The sequence below is a fragment of the Streptosporangium sp. LJ11 genome (assembly GCF_051918945.1).
Lineage (GTDB): Bacteria > Actinomycetota > Actinomycetes > Streptosporangiales > Streptosporangiaceae > Streptosporangium.
This window is the reverse complement of the sequence record NZ_JBPXMB010000060.1, coordinates 1-15032: the sequence shown is the minus strand read 5'-3', so window position 1 is coordinate 15032 and position 15032 is coordinate 1. Positions and strand designations below refer to the sequence as shown.

The window sequence follows — 15032 nt, the reverse complement described above, 5'->3', positions numbered from 1 at the left end:
ACTCCACTCTGTGGTGAGGGATGTCCTCGTAGATCGACTTCACAACGGACACTACCTACGGTGATCGCTCAATTACGATAGGCGCCTATGTGATCTCCGTGTCACACCTCGGGCCTGCTTGCAGCCGCCGGAGGTTCCCGACAACCGGCCGGTGCCCACAACTCGAGCCCTGCGGCCAAGGGCCCTGCCTCCCCGCACCGAGCGCCTACCGGGTGATCTCAACGATTCCTTACCGTGCTCCTTGCCGGAGCTTTGGGAGTCCTGGGCCTTGAACGCCTCGATCGACGCCACCGACTGATCAGATGCACCACGACATCAATTGATCAACGCCTGGCCGGGTGCCGCGGGAGGGAGGCGTCAGAGCCGGGTGAGGCGGACGGCGTCGGCGACGACGAGTCCCGTGCCGGAGGTCCAGCGGCTGACGCCGACGGCGTTGTACGTCCCGGCCTTCAGGGGGAACGTCCCGATGCTTCGCCAGGCGCCGCCGCCGGCGCGCTGGTCGACGTAGATCGTCCTGCTCCCGGCGGAGGTGGCGACGATGTACGGGGCTGAGCTGTTGTGGCCGGGGGCGGCCGGGTACCAGACCTCGACCTGGTAGGTGGCCGCGGCGGGGACGGCGAACCGGTACCAGGCGACGTCGCTGGAGGTCACCGGCCTGGCCTGGCGGTGGTCGGGGCCGTGTCGCCCGGCCGCCTGGGCGGAGGCGGTCCAGTTCGCGCTCGCGGTGAACGCGCCGGAGGTGGAGTTGTCGGCGGTCGCCGACCAGGGAGCGGTGCTCCCGGTGACGTACCGCATGTACTTGGCCCAGTCCCAGTGGGAGCCCGGGTCGGTGTGCGTGGCGCCGGGGACCTGGTTGTGCCCGATGATGTGCGAGCGGTTCTTGGGGATGCCGTACTTGTCGCAGAGGGCGCGGGTCAGGGCCGCCGAGGCGCGGTACATCGCGTCGGTGAACCAGGAGGCCTTGTTGACGAACCCCTCGTGCTCGATCCCGATCGACCTGGTGTTGTAGGACCGGTTCCCGGCGTGCCAGGCGACGTCCTTGTCGCGGACCATCTGGGTGACGTCGCCGTCGGAGGAGCGGACGACGTAGTGCGCGGAGACCTTCGCACCGGGGTTCTGGAACCAGGAGAGCGTGCCCGCGTACGCCCCCTGGGTCACGTGGACGACGATCCGGTCGATCTTGGAGCTTCCCGGCCTGCTCGCGGTGGTCCGGTTGCCGGCGTGGGCGGCCACCCAGCTCGCGGCCGGGTAGTCCGGGCTCGGGGCCTTGGCGGCCAGTTCCCGCACGCCCTCGTAGACGCCGCGGTCGGCCTGCAGTTCTACGGGCGTGACGGTGACGACCTCGCCGTCCGCGGCGGTGGCCCGGACGCCCTTGCCGAGGAGGTCGTAGACGGTGTCGGCGTACAGCCTGGCCGTCTCGGAGCTGGAGGCGTTGCCGTACCTGGCCACGGCCGGGTACCACCGCCCGGCGTCCTTCCTGGCGGTCGCGTCGAGGCCGAGCGCGTCGGCGTGGGAGCGCAGCACCGCGGCGCCGCCGAGGATGTTGGCCGCGTCGTCGGTCTTCAGCGTCGCCGCCGGCCGGCCGGTCAGCTGGGCCGCGCGTTCCAGGGCGCGCACGGCGGGGTTGCTGACCAGGTGCATGACCCCGTACCCGCCGCTCGCGCTCGGCTCGCCGTCGTGCCCGTCGAGGTGCGTCTCCGCGTACGCGAGCGCCACGAGCAGGTCGCGCGGCACGTCGTACGCGGCGGAGGCGCGAGCGAAGGCGTCCGCCAGGGGGCCCGCCGACCGGGCGCCCGCCGCCTGAGCGGGCACGAGCAGCAGTGCGGCGAGAACGGCGGACAGGATCGCGGCTGACCGGCGGTGCGAGCGCGGCCGTGCGTTCTGCACGGAGCCTCCTCGGGAATCGGGGTCCGGGTCCCATCCGGACACCGGCTGATTCGGCACCGTAAAGCAGAAACACGACAAGTGTAAATAATTAACACTTCTTTGTTTGTTTCAGACAAATTCCCCCTTTAGTCTGATAGCCCGTTATGTGCGCAGGTGGGCGGGGGTCTCAGTGGACCGCCAGCCGGGTCGCCTCGTCCTTGGAGATCGTGTACGAGGCCGCGCAGAAGGTGCACTGCATTCCGTATCTCGTCCGTACCGGGAACAGCGGGATGAAGAACAGGCTGAACTTGGTGACCCGTCGCGACAGCACCTGCGCCGCCGTGTTGCCGCAGTTGCGGCAGGTGAGGGGCACGACCCCGAGCCGATGGGCCACCGTACGCAGACCGAAGATGAGCATTACCCAGACATACCCGGTACGGGCCCGCTACTCCTCGCGTTTTGTCATCCCTTGTCCGCGCCCTCGTTGGCGCCGCGGATGAAGTAGCGCTGGAAGATCACGAAGATGATCGCGACCGGGATGGTCGCGAGCACCGCCGCGCCGAGCTTGAGCGGATACTGGCTGCCGAGCCCGAGGGAGCCGCTGACCAGGTCGGCCAGCCCGCGCGGCAGGGTGAAGAGGCTGGGGTCCTGGACGGCCACCAGGGTGTGCGGGAACTCGTTCCAGCTGCTCTGGAAGGAGATGATCGTCAGGGTGATGACGGCGGGGCGTCCCATCGGCAGCACCACCGACCAGAAGACGCGGAACCGGCCCGCCCCGTCGATCCGCGCCGCCTCCTCCACGCTCACCGGGATCGACTCGAAGAACTGCTTCATGATGAACACCCCGGCCGCGTCCGCGACGATCGGCAGGATCAGCGCGGTGTAGCTGTCGTAGATGCCGAGCTGGTTCAGCACCAGGAACTTCGGGATGAACAGCACCACCCCGGGGACCGCCATGATCGCGACGATGGAGGTGAACAGTGCCTTGCGCCCCCGGAAGCGCAGCCGGGCGAGCGCGTACCCGGCCAGGGAGTCGAGGAACACGCGGCCGACGGTGATGACGACGGTCACCAGTACCGAGTTACCCAGCCACAGCGGCATGCCGGTGTCGACGAACACGCGCTCGAAGCCCGCCATCGTCACCGGGTCGGGGATCGGCGAGAGCGGGTCGGCCGCGGCGTCGGGCTCGGTCTTGAACGCGTTGGCGACCTGAATGACGAACGGGTAGAGGAAGACCAGCGAGAAGAAGACCAGGACGGCGTACCCGCCGAAGGTGGAGACCAGCGAGCGGATCTCCCCGCCCGCCCCCTCCGGACGGGCGGGGGCGGAACGGGTCTTGACCGCGGACATCATGCCCTCCTCTGGCGCGGCGCGCGGCGCCTCGCGGTGCCGCCGCCCTTGGCGTCCCTGTCGCGCATGACCCACCGCTGGAACGCCGCCAGCACCACGATGAGCACGAACAGGACGAACGAGATGGCGGCGCCGGAGCCGTAGTCCAGCTCCTTGAAGGCCGTCTGGTACGACAGGAAGGCCGGGGTCAGGGTGGTCTTCGCGGGTTTGCCCTGGCTCATCACGTACACCTGGTCGAAGACCTGCCAGGTGGCGATCAGGCCGAGGGTGAGGACGAGGAACAGGGTCGGCTTGAGCAACGGCAGTGTCACGTGGCGCAGGCGCTGGCGGGGGGTGGCGCCGTCCAGCATGCTCGCCTCCTCCAGGGTCACCGGGATGTCCTGGAGCGCGGCGAGGAACATCAGCATGAACGTGCCCGAGGTGGTCCACACGACCAGGATGATGATCGTGCACATCGCCACGCTGGGGCCCGACAGCCAGTCCCACCACGACAGCCCGAACGGGCCGCCGCCGGTCAGCGCCGCGGGGGGCGCCTCCGGATCGACCAGGCCGACGGAGCCCAGCAGCAGGTGCAGCACGCCCCGCGCGTCGGAGAACCACGGGGGACCGTCGACGCCGACGAACGCGAGCAGCTGGTTGACCGCGCCGGAGTTGCTGAAGATGAACAGGAACAGGACGCTGATCGCCACCGAGCTGGTCACCGAGGGGAAGAAGAAGGCGGTGCGGAAGAAGGTCTTGCCCTTCAGCAGCCGGCGGTTGACGACCAACGCCAGGCCGAGTGCCAGGACCGTCTGGGCCGGCACCACGATCAGCACGTAGTAGAAGTTGTTGCGAAGGCTCGTCATGAAGTTCAGGCGGCTCAGGTTGTCCTGGGTGAACAGCTCGGTGTAGTTGTCCACGCCGACGAACGGCACCTGCGCCCGGAACGGGCTGCCCTGCCCGTTCCAGTCGGTGAGGCTCACCCACAGCGCCATCAGGATCGGCAGCAGCATGAAAAGGGTGAGGATCACCACCACCGGCGCCACGAAGAGCCAGCCCGCGATGTTCTCCCTGGCCCTGTCGCCAAGGCGGCGCGCGGGTCGCCGCGGTGCGGTCGTTGTCTCGGCCACGTCAGTCTCCCTCACGTCCGGTGCGCGGCCCCGGACCCGTCCGGTCCGGGGCCGCGCACCGGGCTGACTCAGTTGCCGAGCGCGGCCTGGGTGTTCTTCTGCAGGTTCGCCAGGATCTTCTTGGGGTCACCGGCGGGCAGCTGCTGGATCGCGGTGTCGAAGTCGGCCAGCACGCTGTCCATCTTGGGGGCGTTGACCGGCCCCTGGGCGTACTCGGCGCTGTCGACGAACGGCGCGTCCTCGGGGAAGGCCTGGGTGAAGGCGTCCTTGGCCGACTGGCGCGAGGGCATCACGCCGAACGCCTTGGCGAAGGCCATCTGCTGGTCGGCCTTGGTCATCGCCTCGACGAAGGCGATCGCCTGCTCCTTGTACCTGCTCTTGGCGGCGACGCCCCAGCAGGTGGTGAAGGACAGGGTGCCCTTGCCCTTGGGACCGGCCGGCAGCTCGTGGGCGCTGTACTCGACGTCCGGGTAGTCGGCCTTCATCGCGCCCTTGATCCAGTTGCCCTCGATGGTCATCGCGGCCTTGGCCTTGCCGAACGCCTCGCCGCCCCAGCCCGCGTCCACCTGCTTGGGGAACCGGGCGAGCTTGTCCTTCAGCAGGCCCTGCACGTAGCTCAGGCCCGCCGCGTTCTCCGGGCTGTCGGCGGTCGCCTTCTTGCCGTCGGGGCTCACGATCCAGCCGCCGGCCTCCACCATGAACGCGCCGACCCGGTCGCGGGTGTCGCCGATGACCAGCGGGGTGACGTCCGGCACCTTCTCCTTGAGTGTCCTGGAGACCGAGGTGAGCTGCTCCCAGGTGGTCGGCACGTCGGCGTCGGTGAGCCCGGCCTTCTTCCACAGGTCGTCGTTGACGATCAGCGCCAGGGTGGAGAAGTCCTTGGGCGCGCAGTAGAAGGTGCCGTTGTGGGTGAACGTCTCGCGCAGGCCGGGGTAGAAGTCGGCGGAGTCGGAGATCTTGTCCGCGTACGGCTCCAGCGCCCCGACGCTCGCGTAGTCGGCGAAGCGCGCGGCGTCGACGTAGAACACGTCCGGCGGGTTGCTCCCGGCGAACGCCTGGCCGAGCTGCTGGGTCAGGTCCTGGGCGGGGGTGATCGTCGCGGTGCTGCCCGAGGACGCCGACCACGTCTGGGCGGCGGCGCGCAGCGCGTTCGTCTCCGCGTCGCCCGAGGAGCCGATGAGCACCTGCAGCTTGGCGGGCCCGCTGCTCTGCGGGGCGGCGCTCCGGCCGGCGGAGTCGTCGAAACCGCTGCCGCAGGCGGCCGAGGCCACCAGGGTGCCCGCGGCGAGCGCGGCGAGCGCCGCGGTACGGAGGCTGTGCTGCTTGGTCCGCTGTTTCATCGTGGTCTTCCAATCTTCTGGGGGGTGGCCGGAAAGAGAGTCAGGTGATCATGCGGTCATGACGACTGCCGCAGGACCAGGGACGGCTGGAGCAGTACGTGCGTGCGAGGCCCACCGGCCTCGGGGTCATACGGGTCGCCGGATCCACCGGATCCACCGGGGTCACCGGATCCACCGGGGTCACCGGATCCACCGGGGGAGGGCGGGTCGAACAGCCGGGTGAGCAGGCCGACGCAGCCGGCCGCGGCCTCGGCCAGCGGCTGGCTGACGCTGCTGAGTCCCACCGCCTTCGCCACCGGCGTGTCGTCGAAACCGATCACGCGGACCGGGAGCCCCTCCTCGCCGCCGGCCTGCCCCCCGACCGTGAGACGTCCCTCGGCCGTCAGGCGCCCGGAGGCGGTCAGCTGTCCCGAGGCCGTCAAGGAACGGACGGCGTGCAGCGCGCCGAGGGCGAGCGAGTCGCTGGCACAGACCAGCGCGGTGATCGGCTGCTCGGCGCGCAGCAGGTCGCGGGCCGCCTTCTCGCCGTCGGCCACCCCGTCGTCCGTGGCCTGGTCCAGGCCCGCCGGGTCGACCCCGGCGGCGGCGAGGGTCCTGGCCCAGCCGGACCTGCGGTCGTCGCCCACGCCGGAGCCCGGCGGCCAGCCGAGGAACCCGATCCGCCGGTGACCCGCGTCGAGCAGGTGGCGGGTGGCCGCCGCGGTGCCCGCCGCGCCGTCCACGTCGACCCAGGGGTACCCCGGATCGACGGAGGTGCCATCCGGGCTCCCGGTGTCTCCCGCGTTCCCCGTGTTTCCCGTGTTTCCCGTGTTTCCCCATGGCCGCCCGAACGTGACGAACGGCAGCCGCCGCTCGCGCAGCCACGCGGGGCGGCCGTCGCCGTGGTAGGTGCTGGTGAGCACGAAGGCGTCCGGCTCGTGGCTCCCGACCAGCTCGTCGAAGGTGTCGATCTCCGACCGCTCGTCGCCCGCCGCGTACAGCAGGATCCGGTATCCGGCACGGGCCGCCGAGGCGGTGAGCCCGTGCAGGAACCGGTCCAGCACCGAGCCGTTGATCCCGTCGCGGTCGGGCTCGATGCGCGTGGCGATCAGTCGCGAACGGCCGGTCCGCATCTGCCGCGCGGCCTGGCTGGCCCGGTAGCCGAGCGTCTCGATGGCCTCCCGCACCCGGTCGCGAGTCTCCTCGCGGACCAGCTCGGGGCTGTTGAGCACGTTCGACACCGTCTGACGTGACACCCCGGCACGGCGAGCGACGTCAGTGATCGTCACCTTTGTAGCCATATGTACCTTTCTGGGGGTTTGAACGTTCAAAGGGGTATGAGGCATGATTGGATCGTTCAAGTAAACGAAGCGTAATGGTTGGATCGTTCAAGTAAAGAAAGTGTTTCGCAATGTGCACCCCCCGGCCGTCGTCTGTCAAGACGTCACCGGCTCGACACGATCTCAGGGAGTAAGCCGTGCTCGACGACGCCTCGTCCCCCACCACCCAGGCGGTCACGGCGGCCGGTTCCACCGCGGCCTACCGCCTCCAGCCCCTGCTGCACGACCTCGTCAGCACCGTGCTGGCGCCGACCGTCGCACTGAGCGGCGCCGACGGGCAGATCCGCCCGGCCGGTGTCCAGGGTGTGTTCCACGCGGACTCCCGCGCCCTGTCGCAGGCCACCCTGACGATCGACGGCCGGGAGCCCGAGGCCGTCGGCCACGCGCCGCGGGGGCCGGGCGCCACCACGTTCGTCACGCTGGCCCGATGGCTGGGTGATCCCGTTCCCGATCCCACTGTACGGATCGAGCGGTTCCGGCAGGTCGTACCGGGTGGCGTGGAAGAACGTGTCGAGATCGTCTCCAGCGCGACCGTTCCCGTGACCGCCGTCGTGAGCCTGGAGCTGGGCTGCGACTTCGCTCCCATCGAGGTGGTCAAGTCCGGCGGCGACACCGCGGAGGCCGCGCCGGAGCGCACCGCGCCCGGTGAGATCTCCTGGCACTCCGGCGGCGTGCGGGTCACGGTGACCGGTACGGGCGCGCGGGCCGAGTCCGCTGAGTCCACCGGGTACGCGCGCACGGGTTTCCTGCGCTGGCCGGTCGAGCTGGCGCCCCGCGGCCGGGTCACCCTGTCCTGGCGGGTCGAGGTGCACGACCCCCAGGCCGTGGTGACCGCGCCCGGACGCCCCGCCGAGTGGGCGGTGGGGGAGGGGGAACCCCGGGTCGTCGCCACCGACCACCGGCTGAGCAGGCTCTTCGAGCAGTCCATGGACGACCTGCGCTCGCTGCGGCTGGCCGAGCCCACGGCCCCCGGCGACGCCTTCCTCGGCGCGGGAGTGCCCTGGTTCCTCACCCTCTTCGGCCGCGACAGCATCTGGGCCGCCCGCATGCTGCTGCCGCTCGGCACGGAGCTGGCGACGGGCACCCTGCGGGTGCTGGCCCGCAGGCAGGGAACCAAGGTCGACCCCGGCTCCGGCGAGGCCCCCGGGAAGATCATGCACGAGCTGCGCCGGCACGATTTCGCGGTCGAGGGCAACGGCCTGTACCTGCCCGCCGCCTACTACGGCACGATCGACGCCACGCCGCTGTGGATCGGCCTGCTGCACGACGCCTGGCGCTGGGGCGCCCCCGCCGAGGAGATCGCCGCGCTGCTGCCCCACCTGCAGGCCGCCCTCGGCTGGCTCGGCGGGCCCGCCGACCCCGACGGGGACGGTTTCGTCGAGTACGTCGACACCAGCGGCCGGGGCCTGGCCAACCAGGGCTGGAAGGACTCCGGCGACGCGCTGCGCTTCCACGACGGCCGCCAGGCCCAGCCGCCGATCGCCCTGGTCGAGGTGCAGGGTTACGCCCACCAGGCGGCCCGGCAGGGCGCCGACCTGCTGGAGGCGTTCGGCCGTCCCGGCGCGGCCCGCTGGCGCGAGCACGCCGCGGCGCTGGCCGAGCGCTTCCGGGCCCGCTTCTGGGTGGACGGGCCGATGGGGAGGTTCCCCGCCCTGGCCCTGGACCGGGACAAGCGCCCGGTCGACGCGCTGACCAGCAACATCGGGCACCTCCTCGGCACCGGCCTGCTCACCGGGCCCGAGGAGGCTCAGATCGCCGACCTCCTCGTCTCCCCGGAGATGGCCGGGGGCTTCGGCCTGCGGACGATGTCGGCGAACGCGGGCGGCTTCAGCCCGCTGTCCTACCACTGCGGGTCGATCTGGGCGCACGACACGGCGATCGTGGTCGCCGGGCTGGCCCGCGCCGGATTCGCCGCGCACGCGGCGACCCTGGCCGAGGGGCTGCTCGCGGCGGGCGAGACGTTCGGCTACCGGCTGCCGGAGCTGTTCGGCGGCGACGACCGCTCGGCGCTCGGACGCCCCGTGCCCTACCCCGCCGCCTGCCGCCCGCAGGCCTGGTCCGCCGCCGCCGCGGTGACCGTCGTGCACGCGGCACTCGGCCTCTATCCCGACGTGCCCGAGGGCCGGCTGCTGCTGCGCCCGCTCGCCGGCGCCCCCCTGGGCGCGGTCTCCGCCCGCGGCCTGCGGGTCGCCGGAGCAGAGGTGAGCGCGGCCGTCGACCGGGAGGGAGAGGTCGTGGTGACCGGCCTGCCCGGGGGGATCTCCACCGAGCGGGCCTCGACGTGAGCTGAGCCCCGGCGCGCCGCCTGCGGCCTCTTCCCGACGTCCCGTCCCGCTCCGCCGAGGCGGGCGGGGGCGCGTGGACACGGGGACCGCGTGGGCACGTCGGCTGTGGGGCGCTCAGGCCAGGTGACGGCCGAACCAGTCCAGGACGCGCCGGTACGCCTCGGCGGCGGCACCGGCGTCGTACCGCGGGCCGGTGTCGTTGAAGAAGGCGTGGTCGACGCCGGGAAACGTCACGATCTCGTGTTCCAGGCCCGCCCTCTCCAGGGCGGTCTTGGCCTCGTCGCGGCTGGCGTTGACCCGGTCGTCCCGCTCGGCGTAGATCGCGAGGACGGCGGCCCTCGACCCGGAGAGGTCGGCGTCGTCGGGAAGCGGGCCGTAGAACGGGACGGCCGCCGACAGGCGCGGCTCGTCCGAGCCGAGCAGCAGCCAGGTCATCGCGCCGCCGAAGCAGAAACCGGTGACGCCGAGCCTCTTGCCGGGGGCGCCGCGCTCCAGCTCACCGAGGGCGGCCCTCATGTCCGAGGCGAGGCGCTCGGGGGAGATGGCGCCCAGCGCCGCGGTGGCCTGCGCCGGGTCCTCGAAGGAGGCGGTCCCGCCCTCGCGGGAGAGCAGGTCGACGGCGAGCGCGCAGTAGCCGTCGGCCGCCAGGCGCCCGGCGACCGACCGGATGTGATCGGTGAGCCCGCGGTTCTCGTGGATGACCAGCACCGCGCCCCGCGGCTGCGCGGGCGCCGCCCAGGTGCCCCTGAGGGTGACGCCGCTCTCGGCGCCGGAAAAGATGATCTCCTCGGTCGGCAGGGGCGGGGGTCCCGGGGGTGAGGCGCCGTCCGGTGGCATGGCGGACGCCGTCGCCGTACCGGATCCGGTAGCGGCACCGGGTCCCGTGACGGCCGGCGCGGTCGCGTCCCCCCCGCCGGTTTCCCAGGCCGCGAGCAGCGCGCCGGCGGCGGGTGCCGCCAGCCCGAGAAGGGTGAGGCGGTGCAGCGCCTCGCGCCGGGGGACGAGCCCTTCCGCGTGGTCGACCGCGACCTCCTCCGCGAGGTACCGGTGAAAAGACGTCACCAGCACACGGTAGGACCGGCGGGTGAAAGCCACGGCAAAGCCGGGCCACGCGCCGTCACCCGAAAGCAGGGCCACGCGCCACCACCCGATGGAGCCCTCCCGGCGGTGACTCACGCGGGCCCGGCGCGCCCGTGAGCCTGCCCTCGCGCCTCGCCCGCGAGGGCTGTCCACTATCGGACACGGTCCCCCGAGGTCTTTTGCGTATTTCTCCATAGTCGGCCGGGTCCGGCCGGTAGACCATGTGGGGATCGGCCGCGCGACCTCGCGTCGCCGTACGCATGCGACGGCACATGCGGACACGTACGGGCACAGAGGGTTGGAGTGTCGATGGGCGAGACGCGAGGGCCGCTCCCGTTAGGCAACAGGCCGGTCTTCGACACCGCGGACCTCGACGAGACCCGCGAGCTGGTGGGCCGGGTGTTCTGCCCCCACCGGCTGGAGCTCACCGGTGACGCCTCCCGGCTGGCCGCGCGGCTCAACTCGGTCCAGCTGGGCACCGTGCGGGTGAACTACCTGGACTACGGGGCGGACGTCCGCATCGAGCCCGGGGAGCTTGAGTCCTTCTTCCTGGTGCAGATCCCGCTGGCCGGGCGCAGCCTGATCCGGTGCGGCGGCCAGGAGATCGTGTCGACGCCGGACCTGGCGTCCCTGCCGTCGCCGTCGGAGTACCTCGACATGCGCTGGGGAGCGGGCTGCCCCCAGCTGATCGTCAAATTCGACCGGCCGGTCGTCGAGGACGCCCTGGAGCGGATGCTCGGGGAGCGGCTCGACCGTCCGGTCGTCTTCGACCTGGGCATGGACATGACCGCCGGCTGGGCGCGGGCCTGGAAGGCGATGGCCGACCTGATCGTCAGGGAGGCCGAGCACGGCGACGGGCTCGCCGCGCAGCCGCTGGCGATCGCCCACCTGGAGAACGCCATGCTCTCCTCCCTGCTCACCGGGCAGCCGTCCAACTACCTGGAGCGGCTGAACGCCCCCCGGCCGCCCGCCCTGCCCAAGGTGGTGCGCCGGGCGATGCGGTACATCGACGACCACGCCCACCTGCCGCTCACGACCGACGACGTCGCGCGCGCCGTGGCGGTCAGCGGCCGCTCGCTCCAGGAGGGCTTCCGCCGCCATCTCGGCCTGACCCCGATGACCTACCTCAGGGACGTGCGCCTGGGCAGGGTGCACGACGAGCTGGCGGCCGGCGACCCGGCCAGGTGCACCGTGACGACCGTGGCGGCCCAGTGGGGCTTCCCGCACCAGGGGCGCTTCGCCGCCCTCTACCGCGCGCGGTACGGCCGGGCGCCGTCACAGACGCTGCGCGGCAACTGAACAGGCCCTGGTCGGCCTCACCTTCGTCACGTACGAGAACCCGCCCGGCGTCCACACCGACGGCGAGCGCGTCCGGGCGTTCAGGACCGGCCCGCAGCCGATCGTAAATGTAAATAAACTTTGACACGGTGTCCGGGGCGCTTTACATTGGTTGATGTCAGCTTTGTTTTACATGAGGGGCAGCCATGGCCTTCGAGGAAAAGCGCGCCTGGGTGATGATCGTGGTCTCCATCGGCGCGTACACGATCTACGTGGCGATCGTCCTGAGCCGGGCCGGCGACGGCCCGCTCGCCGACGTCGCCTACGCGGGAACTCTGCTGTGGACCATCGGCGGCGCCATCGTCGCCGCGATGGTGGCCCACATCGCGATGGCCGTCGCGGGCGGCCACGGCGCCGACCGCACCGACGAGCGCGACCGTGAGATCAACCAGGTCAGTGAGCGCATCGGGCAGTCGATCCTCGTCATCGGCGCGCTCGCCGTACTGGTCATGGCCATCGCCGAGCTGCGCCACTTCTGGATCGCCAACGCCGTCTACCTGGCGTTCGTGCTGTCCTCGGTGCTCAGCTCGTTCGCCAAGATCATGGCGTACCGCAAGGGCGGCTTCCAGACGTGGTGAAGCCGACGCGGGTCACCAACGCGATCCGGGCCCTGCGGTTCGCGCACGACGAGATGACCCAGGCCGAGCTGGCCGACCGGGTCGGCGTCACCCGCCAGACCATCATCGCGATCGAGCAGGGCCGCTATTCCCCCTCGCTGGAGATGGCGTTCCGCATCGCCCGGGTGTTCCGGGTCGGACTCGACGACGTCTTCCAGTACCCCGACACCGAAGGAGACCCCTCATGAAAGCGATCGTCCAGGACGAGTACGGCCCGCCGCACACGCTGAGCCTCGGCGAGGTCCCGATCCCGGCGCCCGGCGCCGGCGATGTGCTGATCCGGGTGCACGCGGCCGGTGTCGACTACGGCGTGTGGCACGTCATGACCGGGCTTCCGCTCGTCGGCCGCCTCGGCTTCGGCCTGCGCCGGCCCCGCAACCGCGTGCCGGGCATGGACGTGGCCGGCGTCGTGGAGTCCGTCGGCGCCGACGTGACCGCGTTTCGCCCCGGCGACGAGGTGTACGGCCAGGCGACCGGCGCGTACGCGCAGTTCGCTCTCGCCCGCCCGGGCAAGCTCGCCCGCAAGCCCGCCAACCTGAGCTTCACCGAAGCGGCGGCCGTACCCGTCTCAGGGGTGACCGCGTTACGGGCCGTCGGCCAGGTCACCGCCGGCGAGAAGGTGCTGGTCATCGGCGCCGGTGGCGGAGTGGGCAGCTTCGCGACGCAACTCGCGGTCGCCGGCGGCGCCCACGTCACCGCCGTGTGCAGCACGGCCAAGGCCGGCCTCGTCCGGTCGCTGGGCGCCCAGGCCGTCATCGACTACACGCGCGAGCCGCTCACCGGGACCTACGATCTGATCATCGACATCGCGGGCATCCGGCCGCTGCCCCTGCTGCGCGGGCTGCTCACCGAGCGCGGCCGGCTCGCCATCGTCGGCGGCGAGGGCGGCGGCCGGTGGTTCGGCGGGATCAGCCGGCTGCTCGCCGCCCGGCTGATCACCCCGTTCACGCGCCAGCGCCTGGACGCGCAGATCGCGCTGACCCGCACCGCCGACCTGGACGCGCTGCGCGACCTCATCGAGGCCGGGACCGTACGACCGGCCGTCGGGCGCACGTACTCCCTGGCGGAGGCCTCCGCCGCGGTGGGTGACCTGGCGGCGGGCAACGCGCCGGGAAAGCTCGTCATCACGGTCGGCTGACCCCGGGGCGCCGGCACCCGGCAGCGTGAAGACGACGGCCGCGTGCGCACCATCCGTCCTTGAGGACGGTGAAACCTTCATCCAAGGGCGCGGGCCAGGGACTCGGCTCTGCGGCGGTCGTACGGCGCGGCCAGGCGTTCGGCGGTCGCCACCGCCTGCTCGGCCGCCCGCCTGGCACGCCTTCGCCCGCCCAGGGCGGCCAGGACCAGCGCGAGGGCCCAGCCGATCCGGGCGGCGGCGCCGGGGTTGCGGGCGGCGTACCGGGAGAGGTGCCCGAGCAGGAGGGGAGCCACGGTCCGGTCCCGCCCCGCGTTCCCGAGCAGCTCGGCGAGGCCGGTCCAGCACTCCAGCATGCCGGGCTGCACCGTCGGCAGCCGCTCGGCCAGCGTCAGCGCCTCGGCCAGCGCCGCGGGCGCCCGCGCCGGATCCAGGCGGGCCGCGATGGTGAGCAGGCGCAGCTCCTGGATCGTGCGGCTCGCCGGGCTGTCGCGCAGGCCGATCTCCTTCGCGTGCGTACGCCGCCGCTCGTGCGAGGCGCGGGCGGCCGCCAGCAGCTCCCGGATCCGCTCCACCGGCACCCCGTCCAGGCGCAACAGCGCTTCCGCCCGGCCGGTCAGGCACCAGTGGCGGCCGATGTCGTCCCCGCCCACCCGCGCGACCGCCAGCTCCTCCGTCTCCGCGTACCCGGTGGCCGCCGCGGCGAACTCGCCCTGCCACAGTGCGGTCTCGGCGAGCATGCCGGCGCAGTTCTCGGCCACCCGCGGGTCGATCGTCCGCGACCGTCCCTCCGTGAACGACCGCCTGGCGTCCTCGAAACGGCCCGCGTGGAGCAGGTCGATCCCGCGGGCCAGCCGGGCCCGGTGCACGGCCTCGTCCGGGTGGTCGATGCCGGAAAGTGCCTGGTCGGCGAGGCTGCCGTAGCAGGTGGCGATCCGGTGGCGACCGGCGAGGCGGGCGATGGCGGCGAAGTTCGCGCAGGACTCGGCGCGCAGGGCGAGGTCGGTGCCGCGGTCGGCGGCGTTGAGCTGGCGCAGCGAGGTCACCAGCATCACGGGGAGGTCCTGCCGGTGGTAGGCGAGCCGGGCGAGCAAGGTCAGCGCCTGCGCGGCCTCGCCCCCGTCCGCGCGGGGTGCGGGGAGGAGACGGCGGGCGGCCGTGGCCGGCAGGAGGCGGTGGGCGGCCTGGCGGGTGGCGGCGGTCAGGAGAGCGGTCGCGAGGCCGGTGGAGGTGGTGGGGAGTGGCTCGCCGAGCGTGTCGAGGGCGGCGCGGGCCAGGCGGGTGGCGGCGCGTTCCCCGGCGAGCTGGTGGGAGCTCACCGCGGCCATCCGGAGCAGGCGGGCCCGCAGGCGCGGGTCATCCGGAGGGCGGTCGAGGTGCTCGCGGACGATCGCCGTCGACTCCTCGTACAGGCGCAACCGCAGGCACAACGTCCAGTAGTGGTCCAGGAAACGCGGCTGCCCGGACACCCGCCAGGCCAGGCGGATGTTGTCCATCTCGGCGCCGAGCACGCGGACGACCTCGGCGTCCGAGCCGTCCTGGAGCGCGGTGGCGTGCCGGTCGAGGAGGCGGGCGTAGTGGCGGGCGTGCCGT

At 72.1% G+C, this 15032-nt stretch carries 13 protein-coding genes; 5 read left to right on the top strand and 8 right to left on the bottom strand.

All coding sequences use genetic code 11. The features are described from left to right. Positions 1-357: 357 nt before the first annotated feature. The 6 genes from ACTOQ3_RS42995 to ACTOQ3_RS42970 all read right to left on the bottom strand — a co-directional run bounded on the left by ACTOQ3_RS42995 (position 358) and on the right by ACTOQ3_RS42970 (position 6933). Entirely contained in the window at positions 358-1887 is a 1530-nt protein-coding gene (locus ACTOQ3_RS42995; RefSeq protein WP_440089809.1) for a golvesin C-terminal-like domain-containing protein, read from the bottom strand. A gap of 166 nt (positions 1888-2053) precedes the next feature. Then, complete coding sequence (locus ACTOQ3_RS42990; RefSeq protein ID WP_440089808.1) at positions 2054-2284, bottom strand: zinc-ribbon domain-containing protein; 231 nt, start codon at positions 2282-2284, stop codon at positions 2054-2056. A gap of 44 nt (positions 2285-2328) precedes the next feature. Beyond that, positions 2329-3216: a carbohydrate ABC transporter permease gene (locus ACTOQ3_RS42985; protein ID WP_440089807.1), complete on the bottom strand. Its 888-nt coding sequence runs from the start codon at positions 3214-3216 to the stop codon at positions 2329-2331. Next, complete coding sequence (locus tag ACTOQ3_RS42980; RefSeq protein ID WP_440089805.1) at positions 3216-4325, bottom strand: carbohydrate ABC transporter permease; 1110 nt, start codon at positions 4323-4325, stop codon at positions 3216-3218. The genes ACTOQ3_RS42985 and ACTOQ3_RS42980 overlap by 1 nt, the downstream gene beginning before the upstream one ends. A gap of 68 nt (positions 4326-4393) precedes the next feature. After that, the gene (locus ACTOQ3_RS42975) at positions 4394-5665 is read right to left on the bottom strand and encodes a sugar ABC transporter substrate-binding protein (RefSeq protein WP_440089804.1); all 1272 of its coding nucleotides are present in this window, start codon (positions 5663-5665) and stop codon (positions 4394-4396) included. Between the two features lie 56 nt (positions 5666-5721). Continuing rightward, positions 5722-6933 (bottom strand): LacI family DNA-binding transcriptional regulator, encoded by a 1212-nt coding sequence (locus tag ACTOQ3_RS42970; protein WP_440089803.1) that lies wholly within the window; start codon positions 6931-6933, stop codon positions 5722-5724. 188 nt (positions 6934-7121) lie between these two features. Between ACTOQ3_RS42970 and ACTOQ3_RS42965 the strand changes: the two genes are divergently transcribed. Next, positions 7122-9269, top strand: a complete 2148-nt coding sequence (locus ACTOQ3_RS42965; protein WP_440089801.1) for an amylo-alpha-1,6-glucosidase — start codon at positions 7122-7124, stop codon at positions 9267-9269. 114 nt (positions 9270-9383) lie between these two features. Here ACTOQ3_RS42965 and ACTOQ3_RS42960 read toward each other — a convergent pair whose 3' ends face one another. After that, positions 9384-10331 carry a dienelactone hydrolase family protein gene (locus tag ACTOQ3_RS42960; RefSeq protein ID WP_440089800.1) on the bottom strand — a complete coding sequence of 316 codons (948 nt, stop codon included), beginning with the start codon at positions 10329-10331 and terminating at the stop codon, positions 9384-9386. 327 nt (positions 10332-10658) lie between these two features. Here ACTOQ3_RS42960 and ACTOQ3_RS42955 point away from each other — a divergent pair, with 327 nt between their 5' ends. The 4 genes from ACTOQ3_RS42955 to ACTOQ3_RS42940 all read left to right on the top strand — a co-directional run bounded on the left by ACTOQ3_RS42955 (position 10659) and on the right by ACTOQ3_RS42940 (position 13442). Beyond that, on the top strand, positions 10659-11648 hold the full coding sequence (locus ACTOQ3_RS42955) for an AraC family transcriptional regulator (RefSeq protein ID WP_440089799.1): 990 nt from the start codon (positions 10659-10661) through the stop codon (positions 11646-11648). A 185-nt stretch (positions 11649-11833) separates the two neighbouring features. Then, entirely contained in the window at positions 11834-12265 is a 432-nt protein-coding gene (locus ACTOQ3_RS42950) for a hypothetical protein (protein WP_440089797.1), read from the top strand. Next, positions 12259-12492 (top strand): helix-turn-helix transcriptional regulator, encoded by a 234-nt coding sequence (locus ACTOQ3_RS42945; RefSeq protein ID WP_012890616.1) that lies wholly within the window; start codon positions 12259-12261, stop codon positions 12490-12492. The genes ACTOQ3_RS42950 and ACTOQ3_RS42945 overlap by 7 nt, the downstream gene beginning before the upstream one ends. Further along, positions 12489-13442 carry an NAD(P)-dependent alcohol dehydrogenase gene (locus ACTOQ3_RS42940; protein ID WP_440089795.1) on the top strand — a complete coding sequence of 318 codons (954 nt, stop codon included), beginning with the start codon at positions 12489-12491 and terminating at the stop codon, positions 13440-13442. Before ACTOQ3_RS42945 ends, ACTOQ3_RS42940 begins: the two co-directional genes overlap by 4 nt. Before the next feature lie 77 nt (positions 13443-13519). Here the strand turns inward: ACTOQ3_RS42940 and ACTOQ3_RS42935 are convergent. Beyond that, positions 13520-15032: hypothetical protein (locus ACTOQ3_RS42935; RefSeq protein ID WP_440089794.1), on the bottom strand; the 1513-nt coding region annotated here is incomplete at its 5' end.